Origin of the sequence: Nonomuraea sp. LPB2021202275-12-8, assembly GCF_037044575.1 — a bacterium.
Classification (GTDB): Bacteria; Actinomycetota; Actinomycetes; order Streptosporangiales; family Streptosporangiaceae; genus Nonomuraea.
In genome coordinates this window covers 1-16,599 of the sequence record NZ_JBAHWD010000067.1, presented here as the reverse complement: position 1 = coordinate 16,599, position 16,599 = coordinate 1, and the positions used below count along the sequence as shown (strand labels likewise).

General features: G+C 71.7%; 14 protein-coding genes and 1 riboswitch. Of the genes, 8 read left to right on the top strand and 6 right to left on the bottom strand.

Annotated features, from left to right (window positions below; all coding sequences use genetic code 11):
- Positions 1-644 precede the first annotated feature (644 nt).
- The gene (locus V5E28_RS47665; protein WP_336216946.1) at positions 645-932 is read right to left on the bottom strand and encodes an Lrp/AsnC family transcriptional regulator; all 288 of its coding nucleotides are present in this window, start codon (positions 930-932) and stop codon (positions 645-647) included.
- Positions 933-949: 17 nt separating this feature from the next.
- Entirely contained in the window at positions 950-2,674 is a 1,725-nt protein-coding gene (locus V5E28_RS47660) for a DEDD exonuclease domain-containing protein (RefSeq protein WP_336216945.1), read from the bottom strand.
- An 86-nt stretch (positions 2,675-2,760) separates the two neighbouring features.
- On the opposite strand from V5E28_RS47660, the gene V5E28_RS47655 reads away from it, so the two are divergent.
- The 3 genes from V5E28_RS47655 (at position 2,761) to V5E28_RS47645 (ending at position 7,297) form a co-directional block, all read left to right on the top strand.
- Positions 2,761-4,266 carry a serine/threonine-protein kinase gene (locus V5E28_RS47655; RefSeq protein WP_336216944.1) on the top strand — a complete coding sequence of 502 codons (1,506 nt, stop codon included), beginning with the start codon at positions 2,761-2,763 and terminating at the stop codon, positions 4,264-4,266.
- A complete protein-coding gene (locus V5E28_RS47650) occupies positions 4,256-5,695 on the top strand; it encodes a serine/threonine-protein kinase (RefSeq protein ID WP_336216943.1) in 1,440 nt (479 codons plus the stop codon). Before V5E28_RS47655 ends, V5E28_RS47650 begins: the two co-directional genes overlap by 11 nt.
- A 216-nt stretch (positions 5,696-5,911) precedes the next feature.
- A complete protein-coding gene (locus V5E28_RS47645) occupies positions 5,912-7,297 on the top strand; it encodes a hypothetical protein (RefSeq protein ID WP_336216942.1) in 1,386 nt (461 codons plus the stop codon).
- A 2-nt stretch (positions 7,298-7,299) separates the two neighbouring features.
- Here V5E28_RS47645 and V5E28_RS47640 read toward each other — a convergent pair whose 3' ends face one another.
- From V5E28_RS47640 to V5E28_RS47630, 3 genes are all read right to left on the bottom strand, one after another.
- Positions 7,300-7,632, bottom strand: coding sequence for a hypothetical protein (locus V5E28_RS47640; RefSeq protein ID WP_336216941.1), 333 nt, complete (start codon positions 7,630-7,632; stop codon positions 7,300-7,302).
- Positions 7,633-7,791: 159 nt separating this feature from the next.
- Positions 7,792-9,312, bottom strand: coding sequence for a PH domain-containing protein (locus V5E28_RS47635; RefSeq protein ID WP_336216940.1), 1,521 nt, complete (start codon positions 9,310-9,312; stop codon positions 7,792-7,794).
- Positions 9,309-9,833 carry a PH domain-containing protein gene (locus V5E28_RS47630; protein WP_336216939.1) on the bottom strand — a complete coding sequence of 175 codons (525 nt, stop codon included), beginning with the start codon at positions 9,831-9,833 and terminating at the stop codon, positions 9,309-9,311. The genes V5E28_RS47635 and V5E28_RS47630 overlap by 4 nt, the downstream gene beginning before the upstream one ends.
- A 111-nt stretch (positions 9,834-9,944) precedes the next feature.
- Between V5E28_RS47630 and V5E28_RS47625 the strand changes: the two genes are divergently transcribed.
- Positions 9,945-11,150 carry a sensor histidine kinase gene (locus V5E28_RS47625; protein WP_336216938.1) on the top strand — a complete coding sequence of 402 codons (1,206 nt, stop codon included), beginning with the start codon at positions 9,945-9,947 and terminating at the stop codon, positions 11,148-11,150.
- Positions 11,147-11,806 (top strand): response regulator transcription factor, encoded by a 660-nt coding sequence (locus V5E28_RS47620; RefSeq protein WP_336216937.1) that lies wholly within the window; start codon positions 11,147-11,149, stop codon positions 11,804-11,806. Before V5E28_RS47625 ends, V5E28_RS47620 begins: the two co-directional genes overlap by 4 nt.
- On the opposite strand, the gene V5E28_RS47615 is transcribed toward V5E28_RS47620, so the two are convergent.
- A complete protein-coding gene (locus tag V5E28_RS47615; RefSeq protein WP_336216936.1) occupies positions 11,796-12,857 on the bottom strand; it encodes a phosphotransferase family protein in 1,062 nt (353 codons plus the stop codon). The two genes, V5E28_RS47620 and V5E28_RS47615, sit on opposite strands and share 11 nt — an antisense overlap.
- 143 nt (positions 12,858-13,000) lie before the next feature.
- Here V5E28_RS47615 and V5E28_RS47610 point away from each other — a divergent pair, with 143 nt between their 5' ends.
- The 3 genes from V5E28_RS47610 (at position 13,001) to V5E28_RS47600 (ending at position 16,573) form a co-directional block, all read left to right on the top strand.
- Entirely contained in the window at positions 13,001-14,323 is a 1,323-nt protein-coding gene (locus V5E28_RS47610; protein ID WP_336216935.1) for an NYN domain-containing protein, read from the top strand.
- Positions 14,324-14,422: 99 nt separating this feature from the next.
- Positions 14,423-15,382 carry a C40 family peptidase gene (locus tag V5E28_RS47605; RefSeq protein ID WP_336216934.1) on the top strand — a complete coding sequence of 320 codons (960 nt, stop codon included), beginning with the start codon at positions 14,423-14,425 and terminating at the stop codon, positions 15,380-15,382.
- A 456-nt stretch (positions 15,383-15,838) separates the two neighbouring features.
- Positions 15,839-15,999: riboswitch (cyclic di-AMP (ydaO/yuaA leader) on the top strand.
- Positions 16,000-16,129: 130 nt separating this feature from the next.
- A complete protein-coding gene (locus V5E28_RS47600) occupies positions 16,130-16,573 on the top strand; it encodes a C40 family peptidase (protein WP_336216933.1) in 444 nt (147 codons plus the stop codon).
- The last annotated feature ends 26 nt before the right edge of the window (positions 16,574-16,599 follow it).

The window sequence follows — 16,599 nt, the reverse complement described above, 5'->3', positions numbered from 1 at the left end:
AGTTTCAAGGTCTTTTACGGCACGGCCATGGGAGGCCCACCCGCCGCACGGGGCCGGAGGCCTCCAGGAGTACGGCCTCTGACCCGCACGGGGCCGCCCGCCGTTACGCGCGCCCGCTATCCCGTCTGAGCGGTTCGAGTCGTGGACAGGACCTCGAAGGGCCCGGCTCGCGGGGGGCGGCCAAGGAGGCCGGAGCGTCCACCCAAGTCCACGACCGTCACCCAAGGACGCCCGACTCAAGCGATCACCCCATGCCCTCCCGCGGACCTGGAGCCTGCCCGCCTCAGCGCATCGAGTTGCCCCGGGCCCGCCTGTCGAGAGACTCGGCCGAGGGGACCGATGGCTGTGAACCGCTCAGACGGTGCAACGGGCGCGCGTAACGGCGGCCCGCCCCGTGCGGGGTCAGAGGCCGTATTCCTGGAGGCCCCCAGCCCTGTGCGGCGGGTGGGCCTCCCTTGGCCGTGCCGTAAAAGACCTTGAAAACCCACGGCGGGAAAGAAGACACGCTCCCTCGCCGTCGTCGGCGAGGTTGCCGGGTGGCTGGATCCGGCTCGGGGGAGTCCGTGAAAGGTCTGCCCACCGGTGCGGCAGGTTGAGCACGCTCCCGCTGCCGCCGATGGGCGGGAGCCGGGGCGAGGAGGGGGCTAGTCCGCCTCGGGGAAGCCGATGGAGAAGGCCGCGTCCAGGTCGTGCTTGGAGTAGGTGCGGAAGGCGATGTGCGTCTCGGTGTGCAGGACGCCGGGGACCTTGTTGATGTGGCCGGGGATGACCTCGGCGATCTGCTCGTAGGCGGCCACGCGCACCATGGCCAGCAGGTCGAATTCGCCGGTGATGGAGTAGACCTCGCTGACGCCGTCGATCTCCGCGATCGTCTCAGCGACCTCCGGGATCCGGCCCACGTCGGCATTGATGTGAACGATTGCCGTGACCATGGGTCAACTGTAGCGAATCACCGCAGAGGCCGCCCCTCCCGGCTGCGGGGCTGGTCGAGGCCACGGTAGGCGAGGTCGATGCGGGCCTTGTGGCGGGCGGCGCCGCGGGCCGGCAGGCTCCACTGGCCGTCGACCTCGACCAGTCGCACCCCGGGGGACTCCAGCCAGCGCAGGATGCACTCGGTCTCCTCGGCGCTGGCCGCGTGGACCGGGCCGGGGCCGGGGATGACCGCCTCGGCGGTGGCGGTGAGGGAGGCCACGAACGGGGTGGGGTGGGCGCCGCGGGGCATGACGCCGGCCGCGGCGAGCCTGCCGTATCTGATCACGTGGATCTCCCAGCCGCCGTCGAAGGCGGGGCTGGCGGCCACCAGGTGGGGGATGCTGGTGATCGCGGCGAGGCGCTGCATGCGGGCGGCGGCGCGGACGAAGGCGGCCAGGCGATCGCGGTCGACGGACGCCTCCTCGTAGCGCTGCTCGACCGACAGGCGCTCCATGCGGGCCGAGACCGCCTGGAAGACAGGAGAGGCGTCGAGGAGCATCGCGCGGCGGGCGATCTCCACGTGGACGGAGTAGTCGGCCTGGCTCTGCTTGCCTTCGCAGGGGGCGCCGCAGCGGCCCATCTCGTGCAGCACGCAGGCCGTGCGGCGGGTGCGCAGGGTGATCGGCTGGGTGCACTGGCGCAGCGGCAGCGCCTCGTGCAGGGCGATGCGGGCGTCGTCGGCGAGGCGGGTGCTGGAGAAGGGGCCGAGGTAGGCGGCGTCGTCGTCCCTGATCTCGCGGACGATCGACAGGCGCGGGAACGGCTCGTCGGTGAGTTTGAGCCAGACGACCTTCTCGGGGAAGCGGGATCTGCGGTTGTAGCGGGGCTTGGCGCCGCCGATCAGGCGCAGCTCCCTGACCTCTGCCTCCAGCGCGGTCGAGCAGACGATGTGGCGGACCTGCTCGGCGATGCCGATCATCTCGCGGATCCGCGGCCTGGTCTCGCTGGCGGTGAAGTAGGAGCGCACGCGGTTGCGCAGGTTGGTGCTCTTGCCGATGTAGAGGACCTCGCCGCGCTCGTCCTCGAAGAGGTAGACGCCGGGGGAGTGGGGCACCGACTCGGCCAGGTGGCGCTTGCGCTGCTGCTCGGGCGTGGGGGCGCGGACGAACGACTTGAGCTCTTCGAGGGTGTGCACCTGGAAGGAGCCGGCCCGCTCGATGAGGCCGTGGAGCACGTGGACGGTGGCCCTGGCGTCTTCCAGCGCGCGGTGGCACGGCTCGGTGGGGCTGCGGAAGAACCGGGCGAGGGTGGCCAGCTTGGCGTTGGGCGTCTCGTCGCGGGTCAGCACCCGCCGGGCCAGGTCGACGGTGTCGACGACCGGGTTGGCGGGCGGAGGATAGCCGTGGGCGGCGCAGGCGGACTTGACGAAGCGGGTGTCGAAGCCGGCGTTGTGGGCGACCAGGGTGGCGCCGCGGATGAACTCCAGGAAGCTCGGCAGCACGGCCTCGATGCGCGGCGCCGCCACCACCATGGCGTCGGTGATGCCGGTCAGCACGGAGATGAACGGCGGGATCGGCCCGCCGGGATCGACCAGCGTGGAGAACTCCCCGAGCACCTCGCCCGCCCGCACCTTGACCGCGCCGATCTCGGTGATCATGTGCTCGGCCGGCGATCCACCGGTCGTCTCGAGGTCGAACACGACGAACGTGACGTCGCTCAGCGGGGTGCCGAGCTCGTCGAGGGTGCCTTGTACCGGATCCACGATCCAAGACCATAGAGAGGAGCACCGACAGTTGCGCGCGCCGAACGAATAACTATTCGGCTTGAACCTTCGTTACCCTTCCCTTTATGTCCGGGGGAAGACTCGCCGGCCGCTACTCCCTCCTGCGGCCGCTCGGCAGCGGCGGCATGGGCCGTGTCTGGCTGGCCAGGGACGAGATGCTTGACCGCGAGGTGGCGGTCAAGGAGCTCACGCTGCCCGAGGGCCTGTCTCCCAAGGAGCGGGAGGAGCTGGTCACCAGGGCCGTGCGCGAGGCCCAGGCGATGGCGCAGATGCGCCACCCGGGCATCGTGGCGCTGCATGACGTCGTCGTCGAGTACGAGCGGCCGTGGCTGGTCATGGAGCTGCTGCGTGGCAGCACTCTCGGCGAGGCGGTGCAGGCGCACGGGCCGATGCCGACGGAGTACGCGGCCAGGATCGGTGCCGAGATGCTCGACGCGCTGTCCGCCGCGCACGGGCGCGGGCTGCAGCACCGCGACGTGAAGCCGGGCAACGTCTTCCTCACCGAAAGCGGCAGGGTGGTGCTCACCGACTTCGGCATCGCCAGGCAGGAGGGCCAGGCGACGCTGACCGAGCAGGGCCTGATGATCGGCTCGCCCGGCTTCATCGCCCCGGAGCGCCTGGAGGGCGAGGCCGGCGGGCCGGCCAGCGACGTGTGGTCGCTCGGCGCGACGCTCTATCTCGCGGCGACGGGCCGGCCGGCCTACGGCGGCACGGCGGCGGAGCGGATCAGGGCGACGCTGACGCAGCCGCTGCCGGCCGCGCCGGGCCCGCTCGGCCCGCTGCTCACGGCCATGATGGCGCGGCATCCGGGCGCCAGGCCCGCCGCGCCGGTGATGATCCAGGCGCTGCGGCAGGTCGCCGCCGGCGAGCCGGCCGTGCTGCCGGTGCACCACGAGGTGACGGCGCCGGGGCCGGTCAAGCGGCGTGGCAGGCTGCTGCCGTGGATCGCCGGCGTGGTGGCGGTGGCGGTCGTGGCCGCGGCGGCCACCGCCGTGGTTCTTATCCTGAAAAATCAGGACAAGGGGCTGCCTGCGGCGTTCACTGTGCCCATGGACGTGTGCTCCCTGTTGCCTCCGGAGGAGGTCGGCCTGCTGCTGCGCACCCAGCAGCCGCCCAAGGCCAAGTCGAGCGCCGACGAGGACGGTCCGCAGTGCGGCTGGACCATCCAGAGCACCGGCGTGGAGGTGCAGATCCAGAAGGACTCCGACACCCGCGATCCGTGGGCCATGACCCCCGAGACGGCCCGCACCCTGTTCGCCAACCAGCACCGCTTCTGGGCCAAGCACGAAAAGATCGACTGGGTCTGGCCGGAGATCGGCGTCAAGAACGCCCAGTCGGTGACGCGCACCCCCGTCCGGGCCATCGGCGGCGTCGGCGAGGAGGCGTTCACCTTCGAGCTCAAGGGCAGCACGGGCCGGATCCACTCCGCCGTCGTCTTCTACCGCCTGGCCAACCTGGTGGTGAGCGTCGAGTACACCACGCTCGCCAACCGGCCCAGGGACGAGGACATCAAGCAGGCGGGCCTGAAGGCCGCGCAGGCGAGCGAACAGGCGTTGCGCCGTGCGGGCTGACCGCTACCTGCTAGCGGGCCGCTACCACCTCGTGGAGCGGCTCGGCGAGGGCGGCGCGGGCACGGTGTGGCGGGCGCACGACGAGGTGCTCAACCGGCAGGTCGCGGTCAAGCAGGTCCGCGTTCCGGCGGAGCTGACGCCGCACGAGCGGGCGGAGTTCGCCGACCGGGCCATCCACGAGGCCAGATCCGCCGGGCGGCTGCGCGACCCCGCCATCGTCCTGGTCCACGACGTCGTGCTCGAGGGCGGCCAGCCGTGGATCATCCTGGACCTGGTCGCGGGCCGTTCCCTGGACAAGGTGATCAAGGAGCACGGCCCGCTCCCGCCGGACGCCGTGGCCCGCATCGGCCTGCGCGTGCTGTCGGCGCTGTCGGTCGCGCACTCCCACGGCATCGTGCACCAGGACGTCAAGCCGGCCAACATCCTGCTCGACGCCGACGGCTCGGCGATGCTCACCGACTTCGGCATCGCGGTCGCGATGGGCGGCCGGGCCGACCGGTACGGCAGCGCCGGCTCGCCCGGCTACATGGCGCCCGAGCGGCTCAACGAGCAGCCCTCCGGCCCCGCCTCGGACCTGTGGTCGCTGGGCGCCAGCCTGTATACGGCGGTGGAGGGACGGGCGCCGTTCGAACGCGCGATGCCCGCCGCGGTGGCGGCCGCGGTGCTGCTGCACGAGCCGCCTCGGCCGGCCAGGGCCGGCCGCGAGCTCGGCGGGCTGCTGCTGGCCATGCTGGCCAAGGACCCGGCGGCGCGGCCCACCGCCGCGCAGGTGCGCGACGGGCTGCACGCGGTGCTGGGCTCCGCCGCCGCCCCGGCCCCGCGCCGCCGCCGGTGGCTCGTCCCGGCCGTCCTCGCCGCCGTCGCCCTGCTCGGCACGGGAGGCTGGTACGGCCTGGCGGCGCTCGGCCAGGAGGACCCCGGCAGGTTCGCGGCGGCGCCGGCCGCGTGCGAGCTGCTCACCGATGCCCAGGCCGCCCAGCTGATGAAGGGCACCCCGAGGCGGACGGCGACGCGCGCGGGCGAGTGCCAGTGGAAGCTGCTCAGGGGCTCCAGGACCATCAGCTCGATCACCGTGCGGGCCTGGGCGGAGCGGCCCAACGGCGACCGGGGCGGCCCGGAGGTCGCGGCCCTGTGGTTCACCAGCGAGCGCACCGCCCGTGCGGGCGCGCAGGGCACGGCCTTCCGCAAGGCCGTCGGCGCCGTCAGCGACGTGCGGGACGTGGGCGAGGCCGCGTTCGTGCAGAACAGCTACGAGCTCTCCATCAACTCCGCTGACCTGGGCCGCTCCGACAGCACGGTGCTGCTGCGCACCAGCAACCTGGTGGCGGAGGTGATCTGGCGCCGCGAGCAGGTCAAAGTGAGCGCGGCGGCCGACCAGAAGACGGCGCTCGCCGCCGCCCGGCTGGTCTCGACCGCAGTACGGGATTGAGCGACTGCAAGCGCACTGCAAGCCGGGTGACTAGCATGTTTCACCGCAAGTCATGGCAAACCCCTGGAGTCCCTCGTGAATCCCGGTAGCGAGTACCGACCGCCGACCGCCCCCCACCAGGTGCCCGGCGGGCCGCTCGAGCCACCGACCAGGCCTCCCATGCCGCCCCCGCCGTCACACAGGCCGCCGCGGCGCCGCCCGTGGATCCTGCCGGTGGTGGCGGTCTGCCTCGTCGTGCTCGTCGCCGGCAGCGCCGGCGCCTACCTGCTGTACGGCCAGGTGTCGCGCACCTTCGGCACCCCGGCCGCGGGTCAGGGGGAGACGTCCCCGGCGAAGGCCACCAAGGCGGCCCCGGTGACCGGGCCGGACGTGTGCGCGATGCTCCCGAAGGAGGAGGCCGAGCGCCTGGTGCCCGAGGCGACGGTCGCCAAGGCCTCCAGGGACTCCGAGTACACGGTCAACTTCTCCTGCAACTGGACCAACCAGCGCATCTCCTTCGGCGAGTTCTGGCGCAGCCGCGAGGTCGACGTCAAGCTGGCCCAGCATCGGGGCGACGGCGCGAAGACCGGCCGGGCCATGGCCCAGAACTCCTTCGATATCGAGTACGGCAGCGCGAAGTACGGCGAGACCGCCAAACCCACGCCGAAGAAGGGCGACAAGGACTACGTGTCGGCCGTCAAGGAGATCCAGGGCATCGGCGACGGGGCCTTCGCCCAGTACACCTGGCGCCGCTCGGGCACCCTGCTGTGGTACTCCTACGGCACCGCCCGCGCCCGCGTCCATGACATGACCATCGAGGTCAAATACCAGGCGAGCCAGCAGCGCAAGGACGCGAAGATCCTCAGCAACGACAGCACGCAGTCGGTCACCGAGGCCAACGCGATCCGCGAGGCCACCACGGTGATCAAGCACATCGCCAAGGGCGTGGCCGCCTGGAAGGCACGGCACCCGAACGTGCTCGCGCAGCCGTACAAGGCCGTCACCGCCAAGCCGAGCGCGATCCCCACGCCCTCGCCGACGCAGCTGGTCGTCTACCCGCCCGCCTGCCAGGCCATCACCGGGGTCGCCACCCGGCTGGTGCCCGCACCGACCACCAGGGCGCGTGGCCTGGAGGTGGGCAACGACACGCAGACCGAGTGCCGCTGGCTCAACCTGGACGTCCCGCCGGGCGACAAGGTGACCAAGGTCCGCAGCGTGCTGATCACCGTGCACTCCTTCACCAACCGCGCGGGCGTGGCCGACGTGACCGCCGCCAGGTCCTTCTACGCGGGCAAGCGCGGCGGGAGCAAGGACATCGCCGAGACGTCGCTGGACGGCCTCGAGCTGGGCAAGGTGCTCGACATCAAGGGTGTGGGCGAGCAGGCCCACGGCCAGTACATCAAGACCAGACGGGGCGCGGTGTCGGCGGGCAGCGGCTCGGTCATGGTGCGGCAGGGGGCCGTGGTGGTGGAGGTCGACTACGCGGGCGCCGAACGCCCCAAGGGCGAGCCGACCAACTCCGCCAACACCCGGCTGATGGCCGAAAGGGAGGCCCGAGCCGGCGCGCTGACCGTGACCAGGGCGTTCCTGGTGGAGCTGGCCAAGAAGCCGATCGGGAGCTGATCTCAGGAAGGCGCCTCGCGGAGCCGTTCCACCCGGATGCCGCGCAGCAGCAGCTCGGAGACGCCGAGCGCGCACAGCAGACTCGCCAGCAGGGCCGCGCCGGTGACCAGCGCCACGGGCGCCGCCGCCACCTCGTGCGGGAGCGGCGGCGTCACCAGCGGCTCGGCGAACTGCGGGATCCGGCCCAGCGCGGCGTTGGCGGCGAGCAGCCCGGCCACCAGACCGGCGATCGTGCCCGCCGTCATCGTGATGACCTGCTCCAGCAGCAGCGCCAGCCGCATGGTGCCGCCGCCCGCCGCCGCGAGCAGCTCGTCGAGCACGATCGCCAGGTGCACGGCGTCCTGCTCGGGCGTTGACAGTCAACAGTTAAAGATCCTGCAACCCCGCTGCAAGTGCGACAAATACGGTTATTTCCGCAAGCAGTACGTGGGCCGCGCGGTCCGAGCTTGCCCAGTACAGGGGCATGGGCGAGTCGTGGGGGACCGCGCGGCCCACTACTGCGACCGCACCAGGAACGGCTCCAGCAGCCCCGGCACCGCCCGCGCCGCCAGGTCCAGCCCGTCGCCCCGTCCGACGTCCGCCACGTCGTAGTGGCCGTCACCGGCTGCCGTGGTCGCCGTGACGGTCAGCAGGCCCGAGCGCCGCTGGGAGACGGTCGCGCTGAGCGTCCAGCCCACGATGCCGCCCCGGTCCAGCGCCACCGTCCGCCGCGTGAGCGTGCCGCGCCTGCAGATCAGGTGGCGCTCGCTCAGCGCGTGGCCGAGCGCGCGGTAGGCGTCGGCGGCGAGCCAGAGCGCGACCGGCAGCGCCAGCGCCGTCGCCGCCCCGAGCGACGGCCAGAACCAGCCCGCAGGCCACGACTGCCCGGACGCGGCGGCCGGCCGGCCGCCGCGGGCCGCGAGCCAGGTCGCCCCCGCCGCGAGCGCGGCCAGGGACGCCACCGTGGCCAGCGACCAGACGATCCGCCTGCGCCGGGCCGCCACGGGATGGGGTGACGGGCTGACCGGCGCCATCCCCGCCACCCGCGCCGCCACCTGCACGGCCAGCTCGCGGGGGAGCGGCGGGGTGAGCGCGGCCACGTCCTCGCTCTCGTCCTCGCCCGCCTTGCCGAGCCCGGTGGCGACCGCCTTGACCCGCGCCCCGCCGCCCAGCCTGAGCAGCAGCGGCTCGCTGATCTCCACACCGCGCAGCCGCCGCTCCTGCAACGTCAGCGAGCGGTTCGTCAGCAGCCCGCGGCTCAGCCTGAGCCTGCCCGGCTCGCGCTCCAGCCGGTAGCGGCCCCACGACTCGGCGAACAGCAGCAACGCGCCCACCACCCCCAAGGCCGCGTTCGCGGCCAGGAGCGCCGGGACCGCCATCCACGGCCGTCCGGTCACCCAGTCCCACACCCCGGCCGCCACATCGGACGTGAACAGGTCCAGGCCCAGGAGGTCGAGCGTCTTGTACAGGGCGCCGAGGACCAGCGCGCCGCCGGCGAACGACCACACCGACAGCGGCGCGTACCTCGCCCAGGCCCACCGCAGCTGCGCCAGGGCCACGTCCGCGACCGGCGCCTCCTGCCTGAGCAGGCTGCGGCGCAGCGCCTCGGCGTCGTGCCCGGTCAGCGAGTCGAGGACGAGCTCGGAGTGGGCGTCGGCGTGCTCGCCGGTGCCGACCTTGACCAGGGTCAGGCCGAACGCGCGCCGTACCGGATCGGCCCGTACGTCCACGCTGCGCACCCGGTCGCGCGGGATCGAGCGGTGCTGCCGCACGGCCACCCCGGTGCGCACCTCCAGACGGTCGGCGGTCAGCCGCCAGCGGGTCGCGCGCAACCGGGCGGCCTCGTACGCCAGCGCCCCGGCGACGACAACCACGCCCGCGCCTCCGGTGGCCGCGACGATGGGCCACAGGGGCCAGTCGAGGCCGGCCAGCACCCGTGCCAGGACCGTCACCACGGGCGCCGCGATCGCCAGCGACCTGATCCCCGACACCCGCAGGCCGCGCGGGGAGAGCGCCTGCCAGCTCTCGCCGATCACGTGGCGTCTCCCGGCGTCGCCTGGGTGACCGCGGTCAGCCGCGCCGCCAGCTCGGCGGCCAGCTCGTGGTCCAGCGCCTCGATCTTGATGGCGCCCGCGGCCGAGGCGGTGGTCACGGTGACGTCGGCCAGCCCGAACAGCCGCTGGACCGGCCCCCGCTCGGTGTCGACCGTCTGGACGCGGGACATCGGCGCCACCCGCCAGGTGTGGGTCAGCCAGCCCCTGCGGGTGTAGACCGCCTCCTCGGTGACCTCCCAGCGCTGCACGCGGTAGTAGGCCCGCGGCGCCACCAGCGCCAGGACGACGCAGCCCGCGGCGAACGCGACCGCGGCGACGCCCAGCCAGAGCGGCCGGTCGGTGAGGAACCAGAAGGCGGCCGGGCCGGCCGCCGCCACGGGCAGCATGAGGATCAGCCATTGGATCGTCCACCACGCGACCGCCCGCGGGTCGGGCCGGTTGCGCGGCGGGCGCAGCTCGGCCACGCCGAGCCGGGTCTTCGGGATGTCAGGGAGCACTCGCACACGGTCCAGCCTCCCCGGCGCGCCTGGGCCGCCGCGTCGGTCCGAGGTCTGGCCCGGCATCGACTTTGGTCGCTGTCGTCACGACCCAGGTAGGGCATAACCTCGATGAACGTGACGGACTCGCACGAATACCGGTGGGTGCTGCCGTCCGTCCTGCTCGGCGACGGGAGCACGGATGGTCCCGTGCGGCGCTCGACCCGCGACTGGATCGTCGACGTCGTCATGTTCCTGCTGGCCTGCGGGCTGACCCTGGTGACCATGAACGAGCTCGACATCAGGCCGGGGCCAGTGGTCGCGCTGGAGCAGGTGGCCGGCCTCCTGTCGTGCCTGGCGGTGTGGCTGCGCCGCCGGTGGCCGGTCGCGCTGGCCGTGGTCACCACCGTCCTGTCGTCCTATCTGGAGCTGGTCGGCGGGGCCTCGGTCGTGGCGCTGTTCACGGTGGCGGTGCACCGGCCGTTCAAGATCTCCGGTCCCGTCGCCCTGCTCGGCACGGTCACCCTGGTGCCGTACGTCATGCTCCGGCCGGACCCCGACCTGGGCCCGCTGGGCTCGTTCGTGTTCGGTGTCGCCATCATGCTGACCGTCTTCGCCTGGGGCGTGGTGGTGCGGGCCAGGCGGCAGCTCGTCTGGACGCTCCGGCAGCGTGCCGACATCGCCGCCGTCGAGGCGAAGCGGCTGGAGCGCGAGCGGATCGCCAGGGAGATGCACGACGTGCTCGCCCACCGCCTGTCCATGCTCAGCCTGCACGCGGGCGCGCTGGAGTTCAGGCCCGACGCCCCCGCCGCGGAGATCGCCAGAGCCGCCGGGGCGATCAGGAGCAATGCCCACCTCGCGTTACAGGATCTGCGCCAGGTGATCGGCGTGCTCCGCCACCCGGCCCCGCCCGCCGACGATCCGGTGCCCGACCGGCCGCAGCCCACCCTGGCTGACCTCTCCGCGCTGGTGGAGGAGTGCAAGCAGGCGGGCATGGACGTCCGGCTGGACCTGAAGGTCGAGCACGCGCCGGAAGGGCTGGGCCGCAACCTCTACCGCATCGTGCAGGAGGCCCTCACCAACGCCCGCAAGCACGCCGGGGGCGCCCCCGCCGTCGTGGCGGTGGGCGGCGCGCCTGGCGAGGGGCTGTCGGCCGAGGTGCGCAACGCCCTGTGGACACGGCACGGCACGCGCATCCCCGGAGCCGGGGCCGGGCTCATCGGGCTGGCCGAGCGGGCCGAGCTGGCCGGCGGGCGGCTGGAGCACGGGCCGACCCCCGAAGGTGATTTCGTCGTACGCGCCTGGCTACCGTGGCCGGCCGAGACCTCCCGGGAGGATGCATGACCCCCGCCCCCATCCGCGTTCTGATCGTCGACGACGACGCGCTCGTCAGGGCGGGGCTGTCCATGATCCTGGGCGGGACGGACGACATCGAGATCGTCGGCGAGGCGGGCGACGGCTCGCAGGTGCCGCCGATGGTGGCCGAACACCGGCCGGACGTGGTGCTGATGGACATCCGCATGCCGGGCGTCGACGGGCTCGCTGCCACCGAGGCGCTGCGCGACGCCAAGTCGCCGCCCGAGGTCCTGGTGCTGACCACGTTCCACGCCGACGCGCAGGTGCTGCGGGCGCTGCGTGCGGGCGCGGCCGGGTTCCTCCTCAAGGACATCCCGCCGGCCGACCTGGTCGCGGCGATCAGGAAGGTCGCCTCTGGCGAGGCGATCCTTTCACCGGCCGTGACCCGCCAGCTCATCACCCATGTGTCCAACGGCGGCGCCGGACAGCGGACCGAGCGCGCCCGCGGCCTGCTCGCGCGGCTCAGCGACCGCGAGCGCGAGGTGGCGACGGCCGTGGGCCAGGGCAGGTCCAACGCCGAGATCGGGCGCGAGCTGTTCATGAGCGTGCCCACGGTCAAGGCGCACGTCTCGCGCATCCTCACCAAGCTGGGGCTGAACAACCGGGTGCAGATCGCGCTGCTGGTCTACGACGCTAGCCCGTGAGCATCTCCTCGATCGTGGCCCGGTGCATGACCAGGTCGTCGGGGTCGTCCGGCATGGCCTGTTCGCCGAAGTGGATCCGGCGCCGCCACACCCTGGCCATGATGATCCCGTGCCGGAGCGCGGCGTACATCTCGTGGAATTCCATGTCACGCGGCTCGTGGCCGGTCAGCTCTCGGTAGGTCCGGCAGACGTCGTCACGGCGCATGAAGTCCGGCAGGCCGGGCAGGCCCATGGCCTCTGTCAGGTCCTGGAAGAACCGGTGCAGAAAGATCATCCACGCCAGGTCGAGCTCGCGCGGCCCCACCGCCGCCATCTCCCAGTCGAGCACGGCCACCGGCGTGAAGTCGCGGTATATGACGTTCCCGATGCGCGCGTCCCCCCAGCAGAGCACGTCGCCGCCCGGGTCGCCGGGCCAGTGCGCCTCCAGCCAGTCGAAGGCCCGCTCCAGCACCGGGATGCGCAGCTTGCCGTGCGCCCACTCGTAGTAGGCGCGCTGCGCCTCCACGTGCTCGCGCAGCCCGCCGGCGCCGAGCGCGGGCAACTCTTCCTGGGTGAAGCGGGCGTCGTGCAGCGCCGCCAGGATCCCCACGGTGGAGTCCTGCAGCCTGCGCCGGTCCGCCGGCGCCGCCTCGTGCAGCCAGCCGCCGAAGGTGTAGGGCATGACGTCCGGTGGCACCTCGCCGTCCACGCGCTCCATGACGAAGAACGGCGTGCCCAGCGGGGCGGGATCGGGCTCGAACCAGAGCGGCCTGGGTGCTGGAATTCCAGCTTTTCGCCTGGCCAGCCGCGTGATGTCGAACTGTGTACGGAGATCGTAGGAGGGGAAGACCGGAACGGCCTCCCCCGCAGGTGCGAGCCTCGCCACGCAGTGTTCGCGCCTGCCGTCCCAGGCGGCGGTGAAGAAAACGGTCTCGCTCGACAGGCCGTTGGCGGAGGGCCGCGCCACTTCGGTGACCTCCACCGGGACGCCGAGGCGCCCGCTCAGCCAGGCGGTCAACCGGTCGTGGAGTTCCTGCAGGTGGCGGGTGGATGTCCGCATCGGTTCCGTCATGACGAACCTCCTGGGTGGGCACCGGTCCCCGCCCAGTCGTATATCGCCCACCAAGCGCTTGTCCACATCCGGGTGGCCGTTACGGTCAGGTACCCGGCAGCCGTACCCTTGTCTGAAAGAGCATGTCATGAAGGGACAGTGGGATGAGTTCAGCGGGTGAAGGCCTGTCTCGCCCGCTTCCCGAGCAGGTGCGGCTTAATGTCGTAGATCTGGCGGCTCAGGTCCTCGGCTCGATGCCCGCTGTCTCCGTGCCTCCGCCGTTGCGCGGCATCGCCAAGTTCGACCCGCGCAAGCGCGCCAGGCTGGGCAGCGCGCCCATCGCCGCCCAGTTGGAGAACGACAAGGAATTCCGCGAGGTGGTCGCCGAGTCGGTGGCCGCCGGCTGGCCGGAGCTCGCCGCCTCGCTCGCCGAGGGCAACGTGCCGCCCGCCGCCGATCCCGTGCTCGTCGCCGCGGCCGCCTATCTCACCAGGCCGCCCGGCTGGGCGGAGATGGTGGAGTCGGCCAGGGCGGACCTGGAGCAGTCGGCGGTCGCGGCCGAGGGGTCGGAGCGCGAGGAGGTCGTCTCCCGGCTGCGCGACCAGCTCGCCGCCCAGAAGAGCACCGCCAAGGAGGAGACGGAGCGGCTGCGCGAGCAGCTCAAGGCCGCCAGGGCCGAAAACTCCGACCTGCGCCGCAAGCTGCACGAGGCCCGCGAGCGCACCAAGGCGGCCGTGCGCCGCGCCGACGAGATGGAGCAGACCGCCGAGGACGCCAAGATCGCCGCCACGGCCGCGGGCAGTGCGGGGGAGTCCGAGCTGAAGCGGCTGCGCGAGCGCCTGGCCGACGTCGAGAAGCAGCTCGAAGCCTCGCGCAGGGCCGCGCGGGAGGGCCGGAGCATCGAGGACGCCCGCATCAGGGTGCTCCTCGACGCGCTGCAGGACGCCTCGGCAGGGCTGCGCAGGGAGCTGGCCCTGCCCACCACGATCAGCCGGCCCGCAGACTCGGTCGCGGCGGTCAGCGGCGAGCGTCCCGGCGTGCGCGGGGTCCCCGCCCGCGCGCTGGCCGACGACGACCCGCAGCTGCTCGACCAGCTCCTCGCGCTGCCCCAGGTGCACCTGATCATCGACGGCTACAACGTGACGAAGTCCGGCTATGGCACCCTCACTCTCGCGGATCAGCGCACCCGGCTGATGACCGGCCTCGGCGGGCTCGTCGCGCAGACCCGGGTCGAGGTGACCGTCGTGTTCGACGGCGCCGAGCTCAACTCGCCGGTCCAGGTGGTCGCGCCGCGCGGGGTGCGGGTGCTGTTCAGCGCGCCGGGCGAGATCGCCGACGACCTGATCCGCCAGCTCGTCCGCGCCGAGCCGCCGGGCCGGGCCATGGCCGTGGTCTCCTCCGACCGCGAGGTGGCCGAGTCCGTGCGGCGGATGGGAGCCAGACCCGTTCCGTCTGGTTTGCTGCTTCGCAGGCTGGGCCGCGCCTAGATTACGAATATGGCGTTCAGGTGAGACTTCACCCGCCACTTCTGTACTATTTCGCCCCAGATATATCCCCTGGGAGGCGACGCTGTGAGGTTGGGCCGGGTGCCACTGGCCGCGGGTCTTGCGATCGGGCTGCTACTGACCCCGACGGGAGGAGCGCTGGCCGATCCGAAGCCGACGCTCAGCCAGGCCAAGGCGAAGCTGGAAAAGCTCAACGACAAGGCCGACAAGGTCGTCGATCGTTTCAATACCGCGACCGAGAAGTACAAAGAGGCCAAGAAGCGTTACACCAAGCTGAACGACAGCTACAAACGTAAACTGGCCACCGTCGCCACCTTGCGCGACCAGGTCGTCACGATCGCGGTCGACACCTACAAATTAGGCGGCGACTTCACCGCGCTGCCGACGATGATCACCAGTGACGAACCCGCCGACATGCTGTACGGCATGGCGCTGTCCGGCCAGCTCTCGCAGGGGCGCGCCGACAAGCTCGCCGCCTTCGACAGGGAGAACCGCGGCCTCAAGACCGAACGCGACAACGCCCAGGACGCCCTCGCCACGGCCGACAAGGAGCGCGACTCGGTCAACGATGACCGCAAGGAGATCCTCGAGCTCATCGCCGAGCAGAAGAAGCTGCTCAACAAGCTCGGCGCCTACCGGGCCGGCGACCCCAACAGCACCGGGATCAAGTACGACGGTCCCGCGTCGGGCAACGCCGCGGCGGTGCTGAGCTACGCCTACGCCCAGGTCGGCAAGCCCTACGTGTTCGGCGGCACCGGGCCGGGCGGGTACGACTGCTCGGGCCTCACCCAGGCCTCCTGGCGCGCCGGCGGCGTCACGCTGCCCCGCACCACCTGGCAGCAGTGGGCCTGGGGAGCCGGCCGCAAGGTGTCCCTCGACGACCTGCAGCCCGGCGACCTCATCTTCAGCGAGGGGCTGGGGCACGTGAGCATCTACGCGGGCAACGGGAAGATCGTGCACGCGCCGCAGACGGGTGACGTGGTCAAGGTGGTCGCCCTGTCCTCGTACGGCCGCCGCCTCGTGGGCGCCGTCCGCCCGTAACCTCATCCATCGGTCCCGCTCGCCCTCCTCGCGCTGGGCGGGCGGGACGGTGGTGTGTGGGGTGCGATGCCGCATTCTCCGAGAGCTCCGCCGGTCTACGGCGGAGCCGTATGAAAGTGCGATTCAGCGACCAAAACTCCTCCGCGTGGCACCTGGCTTGTGTGACCGATGTGACGGGTGTGACAGATGGGTCCTGACAAGCTCGTGAGTCGTCAAGTGTGAGAAGGGTCACTTTCCGGTAACGGACCCCCTGGCTCCAGCAGTGGCGGAGAACCTTACTGACCCTTTGTCTGATCTTTACTTCGCGACTCAGGCTTTGCCAGAGCGTGACTACCGGCGTAGCTTCTGGCCTCGCGGTGCACAAGCCATGGCGCCGCGAACCACCATCGGGTCTCCGATGTGGACCGATAAACAGAATCCAGCTGATCACCGCCGTAATCCCCGTAGACGAACCATGGCGGTGATCTGCCGAGTCCGTGCAGCCAGGAGGCACGGAGCCGGGGACCCATCGATCCCGAATCCCAGGGATCAGGGGTGAATCGGCGCTCACCGCGCCGTAGGGCGACTTCCAGGCCCGAATCCGTCAGCTAACCCGGTAGGCGTTCGTGGAAGCTTCAAGGAGAAATCCTGTCTACCTCTTCGCACAACCCCCGTCTGTCCCGCCTTGCCCTTAGTGGCGTAACGCTGACGATGACCGTGGCGGCCGGAGGTTTGGTCCTCCCCGCCCCGACGGCGCAGGCGGCGACGATGAGCGAATCCGCCGGCTCTTCCAGGACGAAGGCGGCCACGTCCGCCAAGTCCGCGAGGCAGACAAGGGTCGCTCGGCAACAGGTGATGGCCCGCAGGGCGGTCGCCGTGGCCAAGAACCAGGTGGGTGACCCCTACCGTTACGGTGCCACCGGGCCTGGTTCGTTCGACTGCTCAGGCCTGGTCCAGTTCGCCTGGAAGAAGGCCGGATTGAAGATCCCGCGCGTCACGAACAGCCAGTTCGCGCGCATCAGGAAGAAGGTCTCCTACAAGAGTCTGCAGGTCGGAGACCTGATGTTCTTTCGCGGGTTCGGCCACGTCGGCATGTACGTCGGCAACGGCAAGATGATCCACTCGCCGAGCACCGGCAAAAGGGTACGGATCGAGAAGCTCGGCGGATGGCGCAAGGCGTCGTTCGTGGGCGCGGTACGTCCCGGCATATGACCCACCGCGAAGGCCCCGTCCCATCA